General features: G+C 64.5%; 17 protein-coding genes and 1 pseudogene. 12 read left to right on the top strand and 6 right to left on the bottom strand.

Annotation, left to right across the window (positions count from 1 at the left end; genetic code table 11):
- Positions 1-90 precede the first annotated feature (90 nt).
- From NKH19_RS02835 to NKH19_RS02855, 5 genes are read left to right on the top strand one after another with little or no spacing between them, the layout of a single operon-like run.
- A complete protein-coding gene (locus tag NKH19_RS02835) occupies positions 91-891 on the top strand; it encodes an ABC transporter ATP-binding protein (RefSeq protein WP_352981719.1) in 801 nt (266 codons plus the stop codon).
- Positions 888-1,637: an ABC transporter ATP-binding protein gene (locus NKH19_RS02840; RefSeq protein ID WP_352981720.1), complete on the top strand. Its 750-nt coding sequence runs from the start codon at positions 888-890 to the stop codon at positions 1,635-1,637. The genes NKH19_RS02835 and NKH19_RS02840 overlap by 4 nt, the downstream gene beginning before the upstream one ends.
- Positions 1,634-2,542 (top strand): branched-chain amino acid ABC transporter permease, encoded by a 909-nt coding sequence (locus NKH19_RS02845; RefSeq protein WP_352981721.1) that lies wholly within the window; start codon positions 1,634-1,636, stop codon positions 2,540-2,542. The genes NKH19_RS02840 and NKH19_RS02845 overlap by 4 nt, the downstream gene beginning before the upstream one ends.
- Positions 2,539-3,522 (top strand): branched-chain amino acid ABC transporter permease, encoded by a 984-nt coding sequence (locus NKH19_RS02850; RefSeq protein ID WP_352981871.1) that lies wholly within the window; start codon positions 2,539-2,541, stop codon positions 3,520-3,522. Before NKH19_RS02845 ends, NKH19_RS02850 begins: the two co-directional genes overlap by 4 nt.
- Positions 3,519-4,823, top strand: a complete 1,305-nt coding sequence (locus NKH19_RS02855; RefSeq protein ID WP_352981722.1) for an NAD(P)/FAD-dependent oxidoreductase — start codon at positions 3,519-3,521, stop codon at positions 4,821-4,823. Before NKH19_RS02850 ends, NKH19_RS02855 begins: the two co-directional genes overlap by 4 nt.
- Before the next feature lie 4 nt (positions 4,824-4,827).
- Here NKH19_RS02855 and NKH19_RS02860 read toward each other — a convergent pair.
- The 4 genes and pseudogenes from NKH19_RS02860 to NKH19_RS02875 all read right to left on the bottom strand — a co-directional run bounded on the left by NKH19_RS02860 (position 4,828) and on the right by NKH19_RS02875 (position 9,156).
- A pseudogene (locus NKH19_RS02860) lies at positions 4,828-5,547 on the bottom strand (GntR family transcriptional regulator).
- Positions 5,498-6,805 carry an aspartate aminotransferase family protein gene (locus tag NKH19_RS02865; protein ID WP_352981723.1) on the bottom strand — a complete coding sequence of 436 codons (1,308 nt, stop codon included), beginning with the start codon at positions 6,803-6,805 and terminating at the stop codon, positions 5,498-5,500. Before NKH19_RS02865 ends, NKH19_RS02860 begins: the two are co-directional and overlap by 50 nt.
- The gene (locus NKH19_RS02870) at positions 6,806-7,864 is read right to left on the bottom strand and encodes a phosphotransferase (protein ID WP_352875656.1); all 1,059 of its coding nucleotides are present in this window, start codon (positions 7,862-7,864) and stop codon (positions 6,806-6,808) included.
- Complete coding sequence (locus NKH19_RS02875; protein WP_352981872.1) at positions 7,861-9,156, bottom strand: ArgE/DapE family deacylase; 1,296 nt, start codon at positions 9,154-9,156, stop codon at positions 7,861-7,863. The genes NKH19_RS02870 and NKH19_RS02875 overlap by 4 nt, the downstream gene beginning before the upstream one ends.
- On the opposite strand from NKH19_RS02875, the gene NKH19_RS02880 reads away from it, so the two are divergent.
- Complete coding sequence (locus NKH19_RS02880; RefSeq protein WP_352866918.1) at positions 9,079-9,264, top strand: hypothetical protein; 186 nt, start codon at positions 9,079-9,081, stop codon at positions 9,262-9,264. The genes NKH19_RS02875 and NKH19_RS02880 overlap by 78 nt on opposite strands.
- A 103-nt stretch (positions 9,265-9,367) precedes the next feature.
- On the opposite strand, the gene NKH19_RS02885 is transcribed toward NKH19_RS02880, so the two are convergent.
- Positions 9,368-11,014, bottom strand: a complete 1,647-nt coding sequence (locus tag NKH19_RS02885; protein WP_352866882.1) for an acetolactate synthase large subunit — start codon at positions 11,012-11,014, stop codon at positions 9,368-9,370.
- Positions 11,015-11,228: 214 nt separating this feature from the next.
- Positions 11,229-12,137, bottom strand: coding sequence for a LysR family transcriptional regulator (locus NKH19_RS02890; RefSeq protein ID WP_352981724.1), 909 nt, complete (start codon positions 12,135-12,137; stop codon positions 11,229-11,231).
- 101 nt (positions 12,138-12,238) lie between these two features.
- On the opposite strand from NKH19_RS02890, the gene NKH19_RS02895 reads away from it, so the two are divergent.
- The 6 genes from NKH19_RS02895 to NKH19_RS02920 all read left to right on the top strand — a co-directional run bounded on the left by NKH19_RS02895 (position 12,239) and on the right by NKH19_RS02920 (position 18,001).
- A complete protein-coding gene (locus NKH19_RS02895) occupies positions 12,239-13,228 on the top strand; it encodes a zinc-dependent alcohol dehydrogenase family protein (RefSeq protein WP_352981725.1) in 990 nt (329 codons plus the stop codon).
- Between the two features lie 215 nt (positions 13,229-13,443).
- Positions 13,444-13,737 carry a TFIIB-type zinc ribbon-containing protein gene (locus NKH19_RS02900; protein WP_352981726.1) on the top strand — a complete coding sequence of 98 codons (294 nt, stop codon included), beginning with the start codon at positions 13,444-13,446 and terminating at the stop codon, positions 13,735-13,737.
- A gap of 72 nt (positions 13,738-13,809) precedes the next feature.
- Positions 13,810-14,799: a Tim44 domain-containing protein gene (locus NKH19_RS02905; RefSeq protein ID WP_352981727.1), complete on the top strand. Its 990-nt coding sequence runs from the start codon at positions 13,810-13,812 to the stop codon at positions 14,797-14,799.
- Positions 14,800-15,129: 330 nt separating this feature from the next.
- Positions 15,130-15,681, top strand: a complete 552-nt coding sequence (locus NKH19_RS02910) for a MaoC family dehydratase (protein WP_352981728.1) — start codon at positions 15,130-15,132, stop codon at positions 15,679-15,681.
- A gap of 2 nt (positions 15,682-15,683) precedes the next feature.
- Positions 15,684-16,844: a CaiB/BaiF CoA transferase family protein gene (locus tag NKH19_RS02915; RefSeq protein WP_352981729.1), complete on the top strand. Its 1,161-nt coding sequence runs from the start codon at positions 15,684-15,686 to the stop codon at positions 16,842-16,844.
- The gene (locus NKH19_RS02920; protein WP_352981730.1) at positions 16,841-18,001 is read left to right on the top strand and encodes an extracellular solute-binding protein; all 1,161 of its coding nucleotides are present in this window, start codon (positions 16,841-16,843) and stop codon (positions 17,999-18,001) included. Before NKH19_RS02915 ends, NKH19_RS02920 begins: the two co-directional genes overlap by 4 nt.
- Positions 18,002-18,006 lie beyond the last annotated feature (5 nt).

Here is an 18,006-nt window from a genome sequence, read left to right on the forward strand (position 1 = left end):
AAATTAAAGCCGAATAGCGTGATCAAAGCAAGTGTGATCACAAATCAATAATCAGGAGACGGCAACGATCGTCTTCGGCCAGAGGATTTGATGAGCGAGGCAACCAGACGGCAAGGGCAAGAAACCCGCGCTCCGGTTCTGACGGCAAGGAACGTCGTCAGGCGGTTCGGCGGCCTCGTCGCCGTCAACGATGTCTCGTTCGACGTCAGGGCTGGAGAAATCCTCGGTCTCATCGGCCCGAACGGCGCCGGCAAGACGACGATGTTCGATCTGCTCGCCGGCAGCATCCTGCCGACCGGCGGCGAGATCCTGCTCAATGGCACGCCTGTCTCGGGCGAAGCCGCGCATCTGCGCATCGGTCGAGGCCTTGGCCGCACATTTCAGATCCCGCGCCCGCTGCCCAACCTGACGCTGATCGAAAACATCATGCTGGCGGCACAGGGCCAGGCCGGCGAAAGGCTGCTCGCCAATTTCGTCACCCCATGGCGCGTGGCGGCGCAGGAACGGGCAGCCAGGACAAAGGCGCTCGAACTGCTGGAGCTCGTCACCCTCACCCATCTCGCGCATGAGCCGGCGCGCGTGCTTTCCGGCGGCCAGCGCAAGCTGCTCGAACTCGCCCGCGTCATGATGGCCGATCCGGCGATCATTCTGCTCGACGAACCGGCGGCGGGTGTCAACGCAACGCTGCTCGAAGTCATCATCGACCGCATCCGCGATATCAATGCGCGAGGCATCACCTTCCTACTCATCGAGCACAACATCGACATGGTGACACGGCTCTGCCATCGCGTCCTGGTCATGGCGAGCGGCCAGTTGCTCAGCGAAGGCACGGCGGAACAGGTCGCCCGCGACCCACGCGTCATCGAGGTCTATCTCGGAGGCACCGCATGAGCGCGACCGTCCTCGATGTCCGCGATCTCGAAGCCGGCTACGAGCCCGGCGTGCCGATCGTGCGCGGCGCCTCGATCACCGTCGGCAAGGGCGAGATCGTCGTCGTGCTCGGCCCCAACGGCGCCGGCAAGTCGAGCTTCATCAAGGCGATCGCCGGCCTCGTCCCGATCACTCGTGGCACCGTGCTTCTGGACGGCAAGGACATCACTGCCGCGCCGGCCCACACCATGGTGCGGCTCGGCCTGGCGTTCGTACCACAGACCGAAAACATCTTCCCGCTGATGTCGGTCGAGGACAATCTGAAAGTCGCCTGCGGCATCCTCGAGCGGCGCGAAATCCCCGCCCGCATCGAGGAGATGTATGCGGCCTTCCCTGACCTCATCCGCCAGCGGCGGACCGCCGCCGGCAACCTTTCAGGCGGGCAGCGGCAGATGCTCGCCGTCGCACGGGCGCTGATCGTCCACCCCAAGGTGCTGGTGCTGGACGAGCCGTCGGCCGGCCTGTCGCCGAAATTCGTCTCGATGGTGTTCGAGATGCTGGCCGGCATCCGTAAATCCGGCGTCACCATCCTTTTGGTCGAACAGAATGCAAAGGCAGCGCTTGCCATCGGCGACCGCGCCTATGTGCTGGTCGAGGGCAAGGACCGGCACGAGGGCGTCGCCTCCGAACTGTGGAACGATCCGGTCGTCGCCGAGCTCTATCTGGGCCAGCGCCCTCGCAAGTCCGATGCAGGAGGTGGGGAATGAGCCTGCAATTTGTCGTCGACGGACTTTTGACGGGCTCGATGATCGGCTTGGGCGCGATCGGCGTGACGCTCACCTATTCGATCCTGCGCTTCTCGAACTTCGCCCATGGCGATTTCATGGCCTGGGGCACCTATGCGACATTGGCCGTCGTCAGCGCCATCGGCGCGACCTTCGGCAAGGTGACGCCGATCGCGCCGTTGTCCTTCGGCTGGCCGCTCATTGTCGCGCTGATCGCCGGCATGGCCTTCACCGCCCTCCTGGCGCTGCTGCTCGACAAGGTGCTGTTCGCGCGGCTTCGCTCGCAAGGCCAGGCGATCATCGTGGTGATGGCGAGCTTCGGCGCCTCGATGGCGCTGAGAAGCCTGCTCGAATTCACCTTCAGCTCGCGGCCGACCTATTTCAGCCGGGCGATCCAGATCGCCATGCCGGTCGGATTCGGCATCCGCATCACGCCCGACCAGATCGCGCTTTTGCTGTTGACCGCCGTGTTGGTGCTCGGCGTGCATCTGTTGATGACGCGCACGCAGACCGGCCGCTCGATGCAGGCCCTGAGCCAGAACGCGGCACTGGCCCGCATCGTCGGCATCGACGTCGCCAGCGTGGTACGCGTCACCTGGGTCATCGGCGGCGCGCTCGCCTGCGTGGCCGGCGTGATGATCGGCATTCTGGTGCAGATCCGCCCGTTCATGGGTTTCGACATGCTGCTGCCGATGTTTGCCGCCGCCATTCTCGGCGGCATCGGCAGCATCCCGGGCGCGGTGCTCGGCGGTCTGATCATCGGGCTGGCCGAAGCCGGCGCGGTGCAATTGATCGGCGCCGAATGGCGCGCCGCGATCTCCTTCATCATCCTGATGGCGGTGCTGTTCGTGCGGCCGATCGGCCTGTTTGGTGTGAGGGAACGCTGATGGACCTGCTTGGCTACGGCGCCTTCTTCCTGACCACCGCGCTGATCTTTTCGCTGGTCACGCTGGGGCTCAATTTGCAATGGGGGCTGACCGGCCTGTTCAATGTCGGCCTCGCCGGCTTCGTCGCCATCGGCGCCTATACATCCGCGTTGCTGACGACACCGGACGACGCCGCACGGCTTGGCGGCTTCGGCCTGCCGATCCTTGCCGGCTGGGCGGGCGCCATGGTCGTCGGCGGCATCGCCGCGGCCCTTACCGGCATGGCGACGCTGCGGCTCAGGTCCGACTATCTGGCGATCACTACCTTTGGCGTTGCCGTCGTCGTGCAACTGGTCGCGCTCAACGCGCAGAAACTGACCGGCGGCCCATTCGGCATCGGCTTCATTCCGCGCCCCTTCGGCGGCCTGGCCGAGACGCCGCTGCTGTTCAACCTGTCGAACCTCGCCGTCGTCTCGGCCGTGACGCTGATCGCCTATCTCGCTTTGGAGCATCTGTCGCGCAGCCCATGGGGACGCGTGCTGAAGGCACTGCGCGAGGACGAGCGGGCGGCGATCTCACTTGGCAAAAGCGCTCGTTTCTACCGCGTCCAGGCCTTTGCCGTCGGTGGCGCGATCATGGCGCTGGCCGGCGCGCTGCAGGCGCATTTCACCGGCTTCATCGCGCCTGACAATTACCTGCCGATCCTGACCTTCCAGGTCTGGGTGATGCTGATCGTCGGCGGCTCGGGCAGCAATCTTGGCGCCGTCATCGGTAGCATCCTGGTCTGGGCGATATGGGCAGGATCGGGCACGTTGACCAGCGTGCTGTTCCCGCCCGAACAGCAGGCGCGCGCCGCCGCGCTGCAGATCGCCGCCATCGGCGTCATGCTCTGCGTCATCCTGCTGATCCGGCCAAACGGCCTGTTCGGCGACAGGCCGCGGCGGCCATGGTTCGGCAAGCGGGCGAAGATCGCTCAGGCCAAGAGCAGTTCCGGGTCATGAATGCCGTGGTCCGGCAGGAAGCCCATGACGCTTCGCTCTGGCATGCGGTCAGCCGCAATCGCCGCGAGCGGCCGGCGCTGCAAGGCGGGGTCGATGTCGATCTCGCCATCGTCGGCGGCGGCTTTTCCGGCCTTTCAACCGCGCTGCACGCCGCCGAGAAAGGCCTTTCCGTCGCCGTTCTCGAAGCCGAAATCATCGCCTGGGGCGCGACGGGCAGGAATGCCGGCTTCGTCGTGCCGAACTTCGCCAAGATGGACCCGGCCGACATACTGGCCCATCTCGGGCCTTCGCGCGGCGAAAGGCTGATCGATTTCGCCGCCGGCAGCGCCGATCTGGTGTTCCGCCTGATCCGGCAGCATGGCATCGACTGCGACGCGGTGCAGAGCGGATGGATCCAGCCGGCGCATTCGCCTGCGGCCTTCGAGAAGGTCAAGTCACGTGCCGGGCAATGGGCACGGCGTGGCCGGCCGGCAGTCACATTGGATCGGCAGGATGTCGAGGCACTGACGGGCGTGCCGGGCTATGCCGGCGGCTGGATGGATCATTCTGGCGGCGTGCTCAATCCGGTTGAGTACGCGCGCGGGCTCGCCGATGCGGCGGAGAAAGCCGGCGCGAATATCTTCGAGCGGACGCGCGTCACTTCGGTCGATCGCATCGCCGATGGTTGGATGCTGAAAACGCCGGCGGGATCGGTGCGCGCCGCCAAGGTGTTGATCGCCACCAACGCCTATGGCTGGTCCCTCGATCCGTCATTGCAGCGAACCTATTTCCCGCTGAAAGTCTTCCAGATCGCGACAGCGCCACTGCCTCGTGAAGTACGCAGCCGGTTGCTTCCCGGCGGGCAAGGCGTCGGCGACACCAGGCGCAATCTGTTCACCTTCCGCTTCGACGCCGAAAACCGGCTGATCAGCGGCGGCATGCATATACTCGGCGCCGGCGCCGACACGCGTGTACCGCAGACGATCTGGCGAAGGCTTGGCCGGCATCTCGGTCTGCCTGACCTGCCACCGCTCGCCTATAGCTGGTCGGGAATGGCCGCGGTCGAACCGGATTTCCTTCCGCATCTGATCGACCTCGGTCCCGGCCTGATCGCCGGTCGTGCCTGCAACGGCCGTGGCATCGCCATGACGACGGCAATGGGCAAGGTGCTGGCCGACTGGGCCTTTGGAACCGACGCCCGCGACCTGCCGCTGCCCTTCGCGCCGCCGGCGCCGATCCCGTTCCACGCCATGCTGCGGCATGCGCCCAACATGTTGCTCGGCTGGAGCATGCTGCGCGACCGGTTGGACAGGACGAGCTAGGCAGTCACTTCACCTTGCCAAGGTTTGCCGACAGAACCGCAGCCGCTATGGCGATGTCCTCTTCTATGAAAATCCGCACAGTGGAACCGCTGCGCTGCTCCAGTGCGGCAACGATCTTGCGATGCGCGTCATTCGGCTGCGGGATGTAGCGATCGGCCTGCATCAGCAGCTTGAGATAAGGCCCGACCCGTCCCCAGAGATCGCGGATCATGTTCAAAAGGATCGGCGCGTCGGCGTGCTGGTAGATGGCGAAGTGGAAGGCCTCGTTCAGCGTCAGCTAGGCCCTGGCGTCGCCGGCCTCGATGGCACGCTGCATGCCGGCAAGGGTCGCCTGTATGTCAGCCAGCCCGCTTTCGCTGATCCTGGTCGCCGCCATCTCGCCCGCCAGCCCCTCGACGGCGATGCGGATGCGCGTCAATTCCTCGAAGGCGGGCGCGGACAGCAAGGGGACGATGACCGAGCGGTTGTTCTGCATCTCCAGAAGCCGCTCGGCGACAAGCCGTTGCAGCGCCTCGCGGATCGGTGTCGTCGAGATGCCGAACGTCTCGGCGAGCTTGCGGATGACCAGTGTCTGGCCCGGGCTGAAGCCACCGGAAATCAGCTCCTGCTTGAGCGCGCCATAGGCGCGGTCATTCAGGGTTTGATGTTCGAGCTTCAGCATGCGTTCGGCCCGCTCACCAGTTCGACAGGGCGCGATCGAGCGTCTCGGCCAGCTGCTCGGCATTGTCCCTGGCAAACGGCAGAGGTGGCCTGATCTTCAGCACATTGCCGCGCGGACCGCAGGACGAGATCAGAACGCCGTCCTCGCGCATGGCTTCGACAACCGCTGATGTCTTGGTGGCAGCCAGAGCCTCGCCGTCCGCTGTCAGCTCGACACCGAAATAAAGGCCGTTGTGCCTGACATCGGCGACCGCGCCATGCCGGCTTTGCAGGGTGCGCAGCAGGTCAGCCGCATAGGCGCCAACATCGCGCGCATTCGCGATCAGCCCCTCGCCTTCGATCACGTCCAGCACGGCGAGGCCGACGGCCGCCGCGACCGGATTGCCGCCGAAAGTGTTGAAGTAGCCGGTGTTCGAGCCGAAGGAGGCGACAAGCCGCGGCCGCACGAGCACGGCGCCCATCGGATGCCCGTCGCCGATCGGCTTGCCCATCGTGACGATGTCCGGCTCGATGCCATAGTTGGCAAAACCCCACATGCCCTGGCCAAGCCGGCCGAAGCCGGACTGAACTTCATCGGCGATGACGATGCCGCCGGCCTTTTTGACTATATCGGCCGCCTCCCGCATCACCGCCGCATCGGGAAAGAAGATGCCGTCGCTGGAAAAGGCCGAGTCGAGAAGCAGCGCTGCCGGCTTGATACCTTTTGCGCGCATGTCCTCGATGGCCGTGGCGACGTTCTTGGCGAAATCATGCGCGGCACGGCCATGGTCGCGGAACGTGTCCGGCGCCGACACGGTCCGATGCTGCGCGGGCACGCCCTTTGCCCCGACCGCCGCGGGTGACAGTTGCGCCGTCGCGATCGTGGCGCCGTGATAGGCGAAATCGGTGATGATCACCCCGGTGCCGCCGCTGGAATTCTGGGCGATGCGGATGGCGAGGTCGTTGGCCTCGCTGCCGGTGCAGGTGAACATGGCGTGGCCGAGATGGGCCGGAACGGTGCCGAGCAGTTTCTCCGCGTAGTCGAGGATGATTTCGCTGAGATAGCGCGTGTGGGTGTTGAGCGTCGCGGCCTGCCCCGACAGCGCCTCGACCACGCGCGGATGGCAGTGCCCGACCGAGGCGACATTGTTGTAGGCATCGAGGAACTTGCGGCCCTGGGCGTCGTAGAGCCACACGCCGCTGCCGCGCACCAGATGGATCGGGTTGCGGTAGAAGGCGCGGTAGGTCGGCCCGAGCAGCCTGGCTCGGCGTTCGAGCAGCGCGCGCTCCGATGCCGTCGCGTCGGCATTTGCAGGATATGGCGAGGACTGGGACACGAGCATCTACTCCGGATTGGAATGGTCGAGGAAATAGCGGCGGGCGTCAGTGGACGAGAGTTCGTCCAGCCGTTCGAGCGAGGCCCACACTTCGGTGGCGAGACGCAGCACATAGTCGCGCTTGGCCGGGAAGCGCTCCGCCTGCCAGCTGGCGATGTTGGCGATGAGCGCAAGACGGGCCCGGATCAGATCGAAGAGAATGCCGATCTCTTCGGCCTCGAGCGGCTGCACGGATTGATAGCCGGCGACGAAGCGCGCGGCCGGCGCCAGCGGATGACCTTCCGCCGGCCAACGGTAGACGGCGCCGATGGCGAGGTCGCAGATCAGCGGCGAATGGATCATGTCGCCGAAATCGAGGATGCCGATCACGACTTCCGGCCGCGAAGCATCCATCACCACATTGTAGGAGTTCATGTCGTTGTGGACGATCTGGGCGCGCAGTTTCGGTATGACCGGCGCCGCATGCTCCTCGAAGGAGTCGATTGCGCGCTCGACCATGGCCCGCCGGCCAGCGTCAGGGATATGCGCCATCATCGGTCGCGTCTTGGCGACCTTGCGGATATCCCAAAGCAGGTCGCTGCCGGCGGCCGGATGGAAGAAACCGCGCAGCGCCCGGCCAAGGCGAGCGAGAAAAATACCGAGATTGCGGTCCTGCGCCGCTGACGGGGGTGAGCGCGACAGCAACTGGCCGGGCAGATAGGTGACCAGCCGGATGATGCGCGGCGCCGATCCACCGACGCTGACCGTGAATTGCGCCTCGCCCTCAAGGCTCTTGCGCACCGAGGGAACCGGCAAGGCCGGGTCGACCGCGAGGATGTGGTCGAGCGCCTTGTTCTGGAAGTCGGTGAAGCCGGCCTCTTCCGCCGGATGGGAGATCTTCAGGACGAACTCGCCCTCGCCGTCGGTCTGGATATGGAAGTTGTGGTCGCGTTCGCCAGGCAAAGGACGCGCGGCGCCGGTGAGCCCGTAGTGCCGGCGCAGGATGGCGAGCGCGTCGGTGGTCGAGACGTCAGGCGCGTCCTCGGCGAGTGTTTCGCCGAAAGCATCGGACATCGCGGCGCTCATGACCTGACCTCGGGATCGATGGGTTCGAGGCCGCACCAGTCGGCAATGAACAGGGCGATCGTCTGGGTGACCTTGCGCACCGAGTCGAGATCGACTGCCTCGTCATAGCCATGCGGCATGCGGCAGATCGGGCCGTAGACGATCGCCGGCGTGTCGGCGTAGAGGCCGAAGAAACGCGCATCGGTCGTCGCCGAGGTGACGTGTTCCGTCAGCGGCTCGCCCCAGACGGCGGTGTGGCTGCGGCGCAGCACAGCCTCCATCTTGTCGGCGCCCTCCAGCACATAGCCCTCGGCCATGAAGCCATTGTAGGTGAGGGTCGGCGGGCGATTGGCCAGGAACGGGTCGGCGCGGGCCGCATCGGCGATGCAAGCCTCGAGCTCGGCTCTCGCATCTTCGAGCTTCTGGCCGGGATAGGTGGCGACGCGCATCTCGAAGACACAGCGCGCCGGAACGCTCGACGTCCACTCGCCGCCTTCGATCTTTCCGAGGTTGAAGCGGATCGGATGCGGGTGGCCGTGGAAATGCTTGTCATCGACCTTGCGCGCGTTCCAGACGATTTCGAGCTGCTTCAGCGCCTGGATGATGACGAAGGCCTTTTCGATGGCATTGGCGCCGGCGGAGAAAGCCCCGGATGCATGCCGCGGATCGCCGTCGACCTCGACCCGGAACCAGATCGGACCGACCTGTGCACGCATCAGTCGCGGTTCCAGCGGTTCGGGAATGAAAGCGGCGTCGGCGCGGTAGCCGCGCTGCAGACAGGCGAGCGCGCCATTGCCGGTGCACTCGACCACCGACTGCAGGTAAACGTTCGCGGCCGGCTGGTAGCCGAGACTGCGCAAGGCGGTCAGCGCATAGCGGCAGGCGGACAGGCCGGCCTTCATGTCGCCGGCGCCGCGGCCATGCATCCAGCCATCTTCGATCGCCGGATCGTAGGGGTCGCGCACCCAGCGGTCGAGCGGCCCCGTCGGCACGACGTCGATATGGCCGTTGAGGATCAGCGAGCGGCCCAATGCGTTTCGCGGCGTATGCGTGGCAACGACATTGAAGGCATCGTCATAGGAGACTGCCACGGGTGAAAAACCCGGCAGGTCGCGAATCGCATCGACATCGACGCGCCACATGTCGACCGCATAGCCATCCGCTTCGTACGCGGCGGCCATAAAGGATTGTGCGGCATGTTCCTCGCCACGCTGTGAGGGAAAACGCACGAGGTCTTGCAGAAACGCGACCTGTCGCGCGAAGCCGTCATCGACCGCGCTGAGAATGGCCTCGTCCGCAACCCGCTTAGGCATCATATTTCACTTTCACTTGTCGGCAAGGCGGCGGCCGACGGCATCGGCTACGAGATCGCTAGGGATTTCGGCACCATCGTACCGGTGACGCCTTACTGCAAGGTCTAGGAACTTCGGCTGCGCGGCACATCGAGCCTTGTCCATGCCACGCAGCCATCCGGCGGCCGATCTGGATAGGTCGACAATCCTGGTGGCGGCGTTGCCGCCGCCGTCAGGGCGCCTGTGTCGTCGGCAGCCGCTCGCGCAACTCGTCGACAAGCACCCTTATGTTTTCGGAATAGTCGATAGGCACGACGACGAGATGCACGCCGCCGCCGGCGAAGGCCTGTTCCAGCGCTGGCCGCAATTCGGCGATCGCGCCAACCCTGGTCCCCTTGGCGCCATAGGCCTCGGCGTATTTCACGAAGTCGGGATTGCCGAAGGTCATGCCAAAGTCCGGAAACTCGTCGACCGCCTGCTTCCAGCGGATCATGCCGTAGGCGTGATCCTCGAGCAGCAGGACGACGAGATTGAGCTCGAGCCTGACGGCGGTCTCCATTTCCTGGCTGTTCATCATGAAGCCACCGTCGCCGCAGATGGCCATGACGCGGCGCTGTGGATAGAGCAGTGCCGCCATCATCGCCGACGGCAAGCCCGCGCCCATGGTGGCCAGCGCATTGTCGAGCAGCAGCGTGTTTGCCATCCGCGTCCGGTAGTTGCGCGCGAACCAGATCTTGTACATGCCATTGTCGAGGGAGAGTATGCCGTCCGCCGGCATCACGGCGCGAACGTCATGCACGATGCGCTGCGGTGTGAAGCGATCTTCGGTAGCGCGCGCGGCGATCCGGCTCAAAATACCCTCACGCAGCGGCAGAAGGGCCTGCGCGTTGGGGATATTGCCCTCGATGCGGTCGGCCAGCAGCGCCAGCGAAGGCCCGAGGTCGCCGACGATTTCGGCCTGTGGGAAATAGACCTGCTCGACATCGGCCGTTTGATAGCCGACATGAATCACCTTCGGCCCCTTCGCCCCCATGATGAAGGGCGGCTTCTCGACCGTGTCGTGACCGATGGTGATGATCAGATCGGCCTGTTCGATGGCCTCGTGCACATAGTCGCGCTCCGAAAGGGCTGCTGTTCCCATATAGAGCTCGGTGCCGCCGGGCACGGTGCCCTTGCCCATCTGCGTGGTGAAATAGGGAATTTGCGTGCGCAACACGAACTGCGCGAGATCGGAGGTCAAGCGCGGCCGCGACGCCGCCGCGCCGAACATCAACAGCGGACGCCTGGCTTCCATGATCATACGGGCGGCGCGATCAAGCGCGCCCGGGCTGGCCAGCGGCAGTTCGACCGGGTGCGTCGGCACCAGTGCGATCGGCTCGCACTCCGCCGCTGCGATGTCTTCCGGCAGTTCCAGATGCACGGGCCCCGGTCGCTCTTCCTGGGCGACACGGAAAGCTTCGCGCACCAGCGACGGGATCATCTTCGGCGAGACGATCTGGCGCGACAGCTTGGTCAGCGGCTTCATCGCCGCGATGATGTCGACGATCTGGAAGCGCGCCTGCCGGGATGACAGGATGCCTTTCTGGCCGGTGATCATGATCATCGGCATCGCGCCGAGCAGCGCATAGGCCGAACCGGTAGAAAGATTGAGCGCACCTGGGCCAAGCGTGGTGATGCAGACTCCGGGCTTGCCGGTCAGCCTGCCATAGGTGGCGGCCATGAAGGCAGCCGCCTGCTCGTGGCGGGTCAGGATCAGCTGGATCGAGGAGCGGCGGATGGATTCGACGATATCGAGATTTTCTTCGCCCGGAATGCCGAAAATCCGTTCGACCCCTTCGTTCTCGAGGGCCGCGACGAACAAATCCGAACCTTTGGTCATAAACCGTCCCTCCCGCAATGCGCTCATTCAGTCGGCCACTTTCATATGGCACTGGAACGCGACGCCTCAAAGACCCAGAGCGTGCACTCTTTCATCGGCTTTGCAGAAGCAACCTGAGGTGTGTCCTTGTTGTCGACGCGTGGCGGCGACGAACTGATCGTCGACCGTGCCGAGGTCAAGGAACATCGGCGCGATCTTAACCGAGAGGCGGACGCTACGGCCAGGCCATCATTTTCGGCAGGGCGGCGGCCAGCGCATCGACGGCAAGCCGCACCTTCAGCGGCAGATGCGGCGTCTGCGGCCAAAGGGCGTGGCAGTCGTAGAGGTACCGCGGCTGGTCCGGCAGCAGCGCGACCAGCGCGCCGGTCTGAATGCGGTCACGCACCAGCCAGTAGGGCAGCCAGGCGACCCCCATGCCCTCGGCAGCCGCGTCGCCTATGGCATCGAGATCGTCGAGCCGCAACCGGCCGGTCGGCATGATCTCCTGCGTCGGTTGCGCCTCGCGCGCAAACAGCCAAGGCTGAACGATCTGGCCGAGCCGGCGGTAGACGATGGCATGATGGTCAGCGAGATCCTCGATCCGCAGGGGTTCGCCGTGACTTTGGAGATAGGCGGGCGCGGCGCAGACGACCATATCCTGGCGAGCGACGCGACGGGCGATCACCCCCGCCTTGTCGTCCAGGGTACCGGTACGGATGGCAAGGTCGTAGCCGTCTTCGGCGAAATCGGCGAAGCGGTCGCTGAGCGACAGGTCGAGTTCCAGCATCGGATATTGCCGCGCCAGCCGCAGCAGCACCGGCGTCACGCAGTGACGGCCGAAATGCGCCGGCATGGTGACGCGCAGCTTGCCACGCGGCTCCGAGAACTGGTCGGCGACGAGCGCATCGGCGGCCTCGGCCTCGGCCAGCACCACCCGGCAGCGTTCATAGTAGGCGCGTCCGAAGTCGGTCAGGCTCTGCCGGCGTGTGGTCCGGTTGAGCAGCCGCACACCCAGCCGCTCCTCGAGAAACCGGACATGCTTGCCAACCATCGGTCCGGACAGGTCCAGCGCGATCGCCGCGGCCGCGAACGAGCCGAGGTCGACGGCTTTGACGAACACGGCCATGCTCTCAAGCCGATCCATATTCGAAACTCCTGGTTCCTACTGTTCTCCCTTACAGCCATTTATCCCCGACAAGCCTAGCTGCATAGCTCATTCGGTTCAGATAATTTGGAGTCTCCCGAATGGTACGTGTGGTTCGCTTTCACCAGCATGGTGGTCCCGAGGTTCTGCGCATCGAGGATGTCGAATTGCCCCGACCGGGTCCGGGCGAAGTCCAAATCCGCGTCAAGGCGCTCGGCCTCAATCGCGCCGAGGCGCTGCTGCGCGCGGGCGCCTATATCGAGACGCCCACCCTGCCTTCCGAGCTTGGCCTGGAGGCGGCGGGTATTATCGAGGCCGTGGGCGAAGGCGTGAACGACTTTGCACCGGGGGACGCGGTCAGTGTCATCCCGCCGCGATCGATGGTTCGCTGGCCAGCTTATGGCGAGGTGGTCACCTATCCCTCTAGGCTCATCGTCAAGCATCCGCCGTCGCTTGACTGGCAAACGGCGGCGGCCGTCTGGATGCAGTATCTCACCGCCTATGGCGCGCTAATCGATATTGCCAGGCTTAGCGGTGGGGATGCCGTTGTCATCACCGCGGCCTCAAGCAGTGTCGGGCTTGCCGCCGTCCAGATAGCAAATAGTGTAGGCGCGACAACGATCGCGGTGACGCGAACGTCAGCCAAGAAGCAGGCGCTGCTCAACGCCGGTGCGGCGCATGTCGTGGTCTCGGCCGACGAGAATCTGGCGGCGCGATTGAGCGAGATTGCCGGACCGCAAGGTGTGCGCGTCGTCTTCGATGCGATCGGCGGCCCGATCTTCGAGCCGTTGACGGCGGCAATGGCGCGTGGCGGCATCCTGATCGAATATGGTGGCCTCAGCCGCGAGCCGACGCCGTTCCCACTGTCCGCCGTGCTGGGCAAGACACTGACGCTGCGCGGCTACCTCGTCCACGAGATCACCGGCAACCCGGCGAAACTGGAGGCCGCCAAGGCGTTTATCCTCGAAGGACTTGGGACTGGGGCTCTAAAGCCGATCATCGACCGGACCTTTCCGTTCGACCAGATCGTCGAGGCGCACCGCTACCTGGAGTCGAACGAGCAGTTCGGCAAGATCGTGGTGACGATCTGAGATCGTGGTGACGGTTTGAGCAGAGATGGCGAACAAATCAACATTGCCGGCAACATCGCCCTTGAAGGCACGGCTCCGCACTCCTAACTGTCCCGTGCGGGCCGGGCCCCTCTGACACTCGCTTTTGGCGATTGTGATGTCGGACCGCTTTAACGGGCCCGTTTCCACCCTTTTCGGTCAAGCGGGCTCAAATCGTTTTTGGTTTGGAGCCCCACATGACATCTTCCCTCCTTGGTATGGTTTGCCCCTCCTGCCGCGTCGCGCTCGTGATGAGCGAACGCCAGGGTATCGAGATCGATTACTGCCCGCAGTGCCGCGGCGTCTGGCTTGATCGAGGCGAACTCGACAAGATCATCGAGCGTTCCGGCAGGGAGGCGTCGCCAGCACCGCAGCCGGCAGCATTCTCCCAGCCGCAACAGGGCCATGGCCGCGATGACGATTATTCCCGCTCGCAGGGCCACCGCTATCCGAAGCGGAAGAAATCATTCTTCGAAGAGTTATTCGATTGACCGCATGACGCCCGGCACCCGGGCCGGCGTTTGCTGAAAACTTCAAAACCGCATCGATAAAGGCCCATCCCGATGATTTCCCGCACAAGCCGATTTGCAGCTCTCTTTGCAGGACTGTTCCTCGCATTCTCCATGGTCGCGATGGATCATGCCGAGGCCCGTCGCGGCGGCAGTTTCGGCAGTCGTGGCATGCGTACGTTCCAATCGGCACCGCCGACCAGAACCGCGCCAGCGCCGACCGCTCCCGTCGAGCGTTCGATGACGCCCACCACCGGTGTGAACCCGGCGGCACGGCAGCCGCAGGCCGGTCTGCAGCGGCCGGGCTTCATGAGTGGCTTCGGTGGAACGATGATGCGCGGTCTGCTGCTCGGCGGCCTGATCGGCCTGCTCGTCGGCCAAGGCTTCGGCGGCCTCGCCGGCATGTTCGGTTTCCTGCTTCAGGCCCTGCTTATCGGTGGCGCAATCATGCTGGCCATCAGGTTCTTCCGCTCGCAATCCGCGCGCGGTCCCGCCCCTGCGCTGGCCGGCGTCGGCAATGCCCAAGCGTCGAGATTTGAGAACCGTGCGACGACACAGCAGCAGACGAGCACTGCACGCCCTTTCACGATTCCCGGCTTTGGCGGCGGTTCGGGAGGCTCTCCGGACACCGGTTCCGAGGAGATCACGCTGGCCCAGACCGACCTCGACGCATTCCAGCAGTTGCTGACTGATGTCCAGGAAGCATTCGGCCGCGAAGACCATGCCGCTCTGCGCCGCGCAACGACCCCCGAGATGGTGTCCTATCTGTCGGAGGAGTTGGCCGACAATGCCCAGAAAGGTCTTAGGAACGAGGTAACGGACATCACCTTGCTGCAGGCCGACATCGCGGAAAGCTGGCGCGAGGATGACCGCGACTACGCCACGGCCGCATTGCGCTACGAGTCTCGTGACGTGACGCGCGAACGGTCCAGCGGCAGGGTCGTCGAAGGCGGCGATGATCGCCCGACCGAGACGACCGAGCTGTGGACATTCGTGCGTGAGAATGGCTCGAACTGGAAGCTCTCGGCAATACAACAGGCTTGAGCTGAGTGCGAGGCTCGATGCGGCTGCTTGCCGGCGCTCAGCGCACCAACGGACAGCCGCGTGCCGATCTCGCTGGCGTGCCCGGTATCGCGGTCCAGGCTGCTGACAAATACCAGACAATCTTTGCGCATGAATTCCTCCCCTCCCCGCCGCCTCTTCGGCGCGCGGGAGCGGCTGAAATTTCGCCTCTTCGTGCTTGCATCGTAATCCCATATGTGAAAAGAATATTTACAAGAGAAGATTGACGGGAGGAGACGTCGTGCATTCAGGCGCCTTGACGCGTATTCAAATGGCTGCGCGGAACCTCCTGCAGGACTGGCGGAGCCAGCCATGAACGATTTCGCTCCCACGGTCGGCGTCGCCTCGACGCACCCTCGCAACATGCCGGCGGATCATGCCGCGCTGCCGGTGTGGAATGCCGAAAACTGGTTCTACGAGGACTGGCCGGTCGGCCAGAAGATCCGTTCGCTACGGCGCACGATGGCCGAGGGCGACAGCCATTTGTTCAACACGCTGGTGCTCGACATCCACCCTTATGTGCAGGACCAGATGTTTGCCGAGAATGAAGGGATTTTCGGCAAGCGGCTGATCGCCGGCGCTTTCGTCTTCTCGGCCGGCCTCGGGCTGGTCGCCACCAATTGCATCAATGCCTTTTCCTATGGCTACGACAAGCTGCGTTTCATAAAGCCTGTCTTCATCGGCGATACGATCTATTCGATCCGCTCCAACCTCGACAAGAAGCCCCGCTACAAGGAGATGGGGCTGATCCGCGCCAGCTATGAGGTGTTCAAGGGCGAAGGCGAGCTCGTTCTCTACTGCGAGCACCTGCAGACGGTGAAGTACCGCAACCCTGCCGACTTCGTCGGCAAGACGGAGAAATAACGATGCCGGCTGCAGCCGAATTGCCGCTCGCCGGCCTTGTCGTCGTCGACATGAGCCAGTTCCTGTCAGGCCCGTACTGCTCGCTCAGGCTGCTCGATCTCGGCGCCCGCGTGATCAAGATCGAGCGCCCCGACGGCGGCGACCTGTCGCGCCGGCTCTATCTCAGCGACACCGAGATCGGCGGCGATTCCACCATCTTCCATGCCATCAACCGGGCGAAGGAAAGTCTTGCTATCGACCTCAAGAACGACGCCGATCTCAAGGTGTTGCGCGGGCTGCTGGCCAAGGCCGATGTGCTGATCCAGAATTTCCGACCGGGCGTCATCGAGCGGCTCGGCTTCGACTATGAGGCGGTCCGCAAGATCAATCCGCGGCTGGTCTACGCCTCGATCAGCGGCTATGGCGAGGACGGCCCTTGGGTCAAGCGGCCGGGCCAGGACCTTCTGGCGCAGGCGCGTTCCGGCGTGATGTGGCTGAACGGCGACGAGGACCAGGGACCGGTGCCCTTCGGCCTTGCCATTGGCGACATACTGGCCGGTGCTGCCTGCGCGCAAGGCATTCTGGCGGCACTGGTGAGGCGCGGCATCACCGGCCAGGGCAGCCATATCGAAACCAGCCTGCTGGAAGCGCTGGTCGATTTCCAGTTCGAGGTATTGACCACGCATCTCAATGATGGCCGCCGCTTGCCCAGGCGCTCCAGTTTCCGCAGCGCGCACGCCTATCTGTCGGCGCCTTACGGTGTCTACCCGGCCAAGGACGGCTATCTCGCCATCGCCATGACGCCGATACCCAAGTTGGCCGATCTGCTGTCGCTTAATGAGTTGGCACCCTATCGCGACAAGCCGGCATCCTGGTTCACCGCCCGCGACGACATCAAGGCGATTATTGCACAACGGATCGCCACTAAAACCATCGACGAATGGCTTGATATCCTCGAGCCAGCCGACATCTGGTGCGCCAAGGTGCTGACCTGGCCGGAGGTGCTGGCGAGCGAAGGGTTCCAGTCGCTCGATATGCTGCAGACGGTGACGCGCGAGGACGATGTTTCGATCCTGACCACCAGTTCGCCGCTCCGGGTCGATGGTGTCAGAGCCAAGGTCGACCGGGCGGCACCGCGCATCGGCGAGCATAGCGCTGCAATCCGCGAGGAGTTCGGCCTGTGAGCGTGCCCACACTCAAGGGCATGACCTGGAGCCATCCGCGCGGCTACGACCCGATGGTCGCTTGCTCATCCCTGTGGAAGCAAAAGACCGGCATCACCATCGAATGGGACAAGCGCTCACTGCAGGATTTCGAATCCTTCCCGGTCGAGGAACTGGCGCGCGCCTATGATCTTATCGTCATCGATCATCCGCATGTCGGCCAGATCACGGCGGAGCGCTGCCTCGAGCCGCTGGATGTCGCTGGCCGCGAGGCGGAACTTGCAGCGCTAGCCACCGGCAGCGTGGGCCAGTCCTATCCGAGCTACAACTGGCAGGGGCGGCAATGGGCCTTCCCGATCGACGCGGCCAGCCAAGTCCAGGCGTGGCGGCCGGACGCGCTCGATGCGCCGCCGGCGCGCTGGAGCGATGTGCTCGATCTCGCCCGCAAAGGCCGAGTGCTGCTGCCTTTGCGCCCGCCTCACGTGCTGATGGCGCTCTACACGCTGGCCGGCAATCTCGGCCATGCCTGCACAACCGATCCGTCCCACGATCTGATCGATGTGGAGATCGGCAGCGACGTCTTCGAGACAATGCGCGAGATTGCGGCGCTGGTCGAGCCGGCCTGTTTCGAGATGGATCCGATTGCCGTCTCGGAGCGCATGGCGGAGGCCGATTCCAGGATCGTCTGCGCGCCGCTGATCTATGGCTATGTCTCCTATGCGGCGGCTGGTTTTCGTCAGAACCGGCTGGCTTTTGCGGACATTCCGGTGATCGGTTCCGCCGGCCCGATCGGTTCGGCGCTCGGTGGCACCGGCATAGCCATTTCAGCCTTCTCCAAGGCCAGGAATGCCGCGATCGACTTCGCCTATTGGGTCGCCAGCGGCGATGTCCAGCGCGGTCCCTATGCCGCCGCCGGCGGCCAGCCCGGCCATGCCGCGGCCTGGGAGGACCAGACCGTCAACGACGCGACCGGCAATTTCTATCGGAATACGCGCGCGACGCTGGAAGGCGCATTGGTGCGGCCACGCCATGACGGCTACATGGCGTTCCAGCAAGCGGCGTCCGACCGCATCCTTTTCGGCATGACCTCCGGGCATCAGGCACGGCAGGTCGTTGCCGATCTAAATCGCCTGTTTCGGGAAAGTTCCCCGGCGCCCGGCGCTGCCCGTAAAGCATGAACGAG

It is taken from the genome of Mesorhizobium sp. M1338, assembly GCF_040318045.1.
Classification (GTDB): domain Bacteria; phylum Pseudomonadota; class Alphaproteobacteria; order Rhizobiales; family Rhizobiaceae; genus Mesorhizobium.

What these genes read in the sequence shown, in the direction of transcription:
- NKH19_RS02835 (WP_352981719.1), top strand. Translation starts at nt 91, where the DNA reads ATGAGCGAGGCAACCAGACGGCAAGGGCAAGAAACCCGCGCTCCGGTT.
- NKH19_RS02840 (WP_352981720.1), top strand. Translation starts at nt 888, where the DNA reads ATGAGCGCGACCGTCCTCGATGTCCGCGATCTCGAAGCCGGCTACGAG.
- NKH19_RS02845 (WP_352981721.1), top strand. Translation starts at nt 1,634, where the DNA reads ATGAGCCTGCAATTTGTCGTCGACGGACTTTTGACGGGCTCGATGATC.
- NKH19_RS02855 (WP_352981722.1), top strand. Translation starts at nt 3,519, where the DNA reads ATGAATGCCGTGGTCCGGCAGGAAGCCCATGACGCTTCGCTCTGGCAT.
- NKH19_RS02865 (WP_352981723.1), bottom strand. Translation starts at nt 6,805, where the DNA reads ATGCTCGTGTCCCAGTCCTCGCCATATCCTGCAAATGCCGACGCGACG.
- NKH19_RS02870 (WP_352875656.1), bottom strand. Translation starts at nt 7,864, where the DNA reads ATGAGCGCCGCGATGTCCGATGCTTTCGGCGAAACACTCGCCGAGGAC.
- NKH19_RS02875 (WP_352981872.1), bottom strand. Translation starts at nt 9,156, where the DNA reads ATGCCTAAGCGGGTTGCGGACGAGGCCATTCTCAGCGCGGTCGATGAC.
- NKH19_RS02885 (WP_352866882.1), bottom strand. Translation starts at nt 11,014, where the DNA reads ATGACCAAAGGTTCGGATTTGTTCGTCGCGGCCCTCGAGAACGAAGGG.
- NKH19_RS02890 (WP_352981724.1), bottom strand. Translation starts at nt 12,137, where the DNA reads ATGGATCGGCTTGAGAGCATGGCCGTGTTCGTCAAAGCCGTCGACCTC.
- NKH19_RS02895 (WP_352981725.1), top strand. Translation starts at nt 12,239, where the DNA reads ATGGTACGTGTGGTTCGCTTTCACCAGCATGGTGGTCCCGAGGTTCTG.
- NKH19_RS02900 (WP_352981726.1), top strand. Translation starts at nt 13,444, where the DNA reads ATGACATCTTCCCTCCTTGGTATGGTTTGCCCCTCCTGCCGCGTCGCG.
- NKH19_RS02905 (WP_352981727.1), top strand. Translation starts at nt 13,810, where the DNA reads ATGATTTCCCGCACAAGCCGATTTGCAGCTCTCTTTGCAGGACTGTTC.
- NKH19_RS02910 (WP_352981728.1), top strand. Translation starts at nt 15,130, where the DNA reads ATGAACGATTTCGCTCCCACGGTCGGCGTCGCCTCGACGCACCCTCGC.
- NKH19_RS02915 (WP_352981729.1), top strand. Translation starts at nt 15,684, where the DNA reads ATGCCGGCTGCAGCCGAATTGCCGCTCGCCGGCCTTGTCGTCGTCGAC.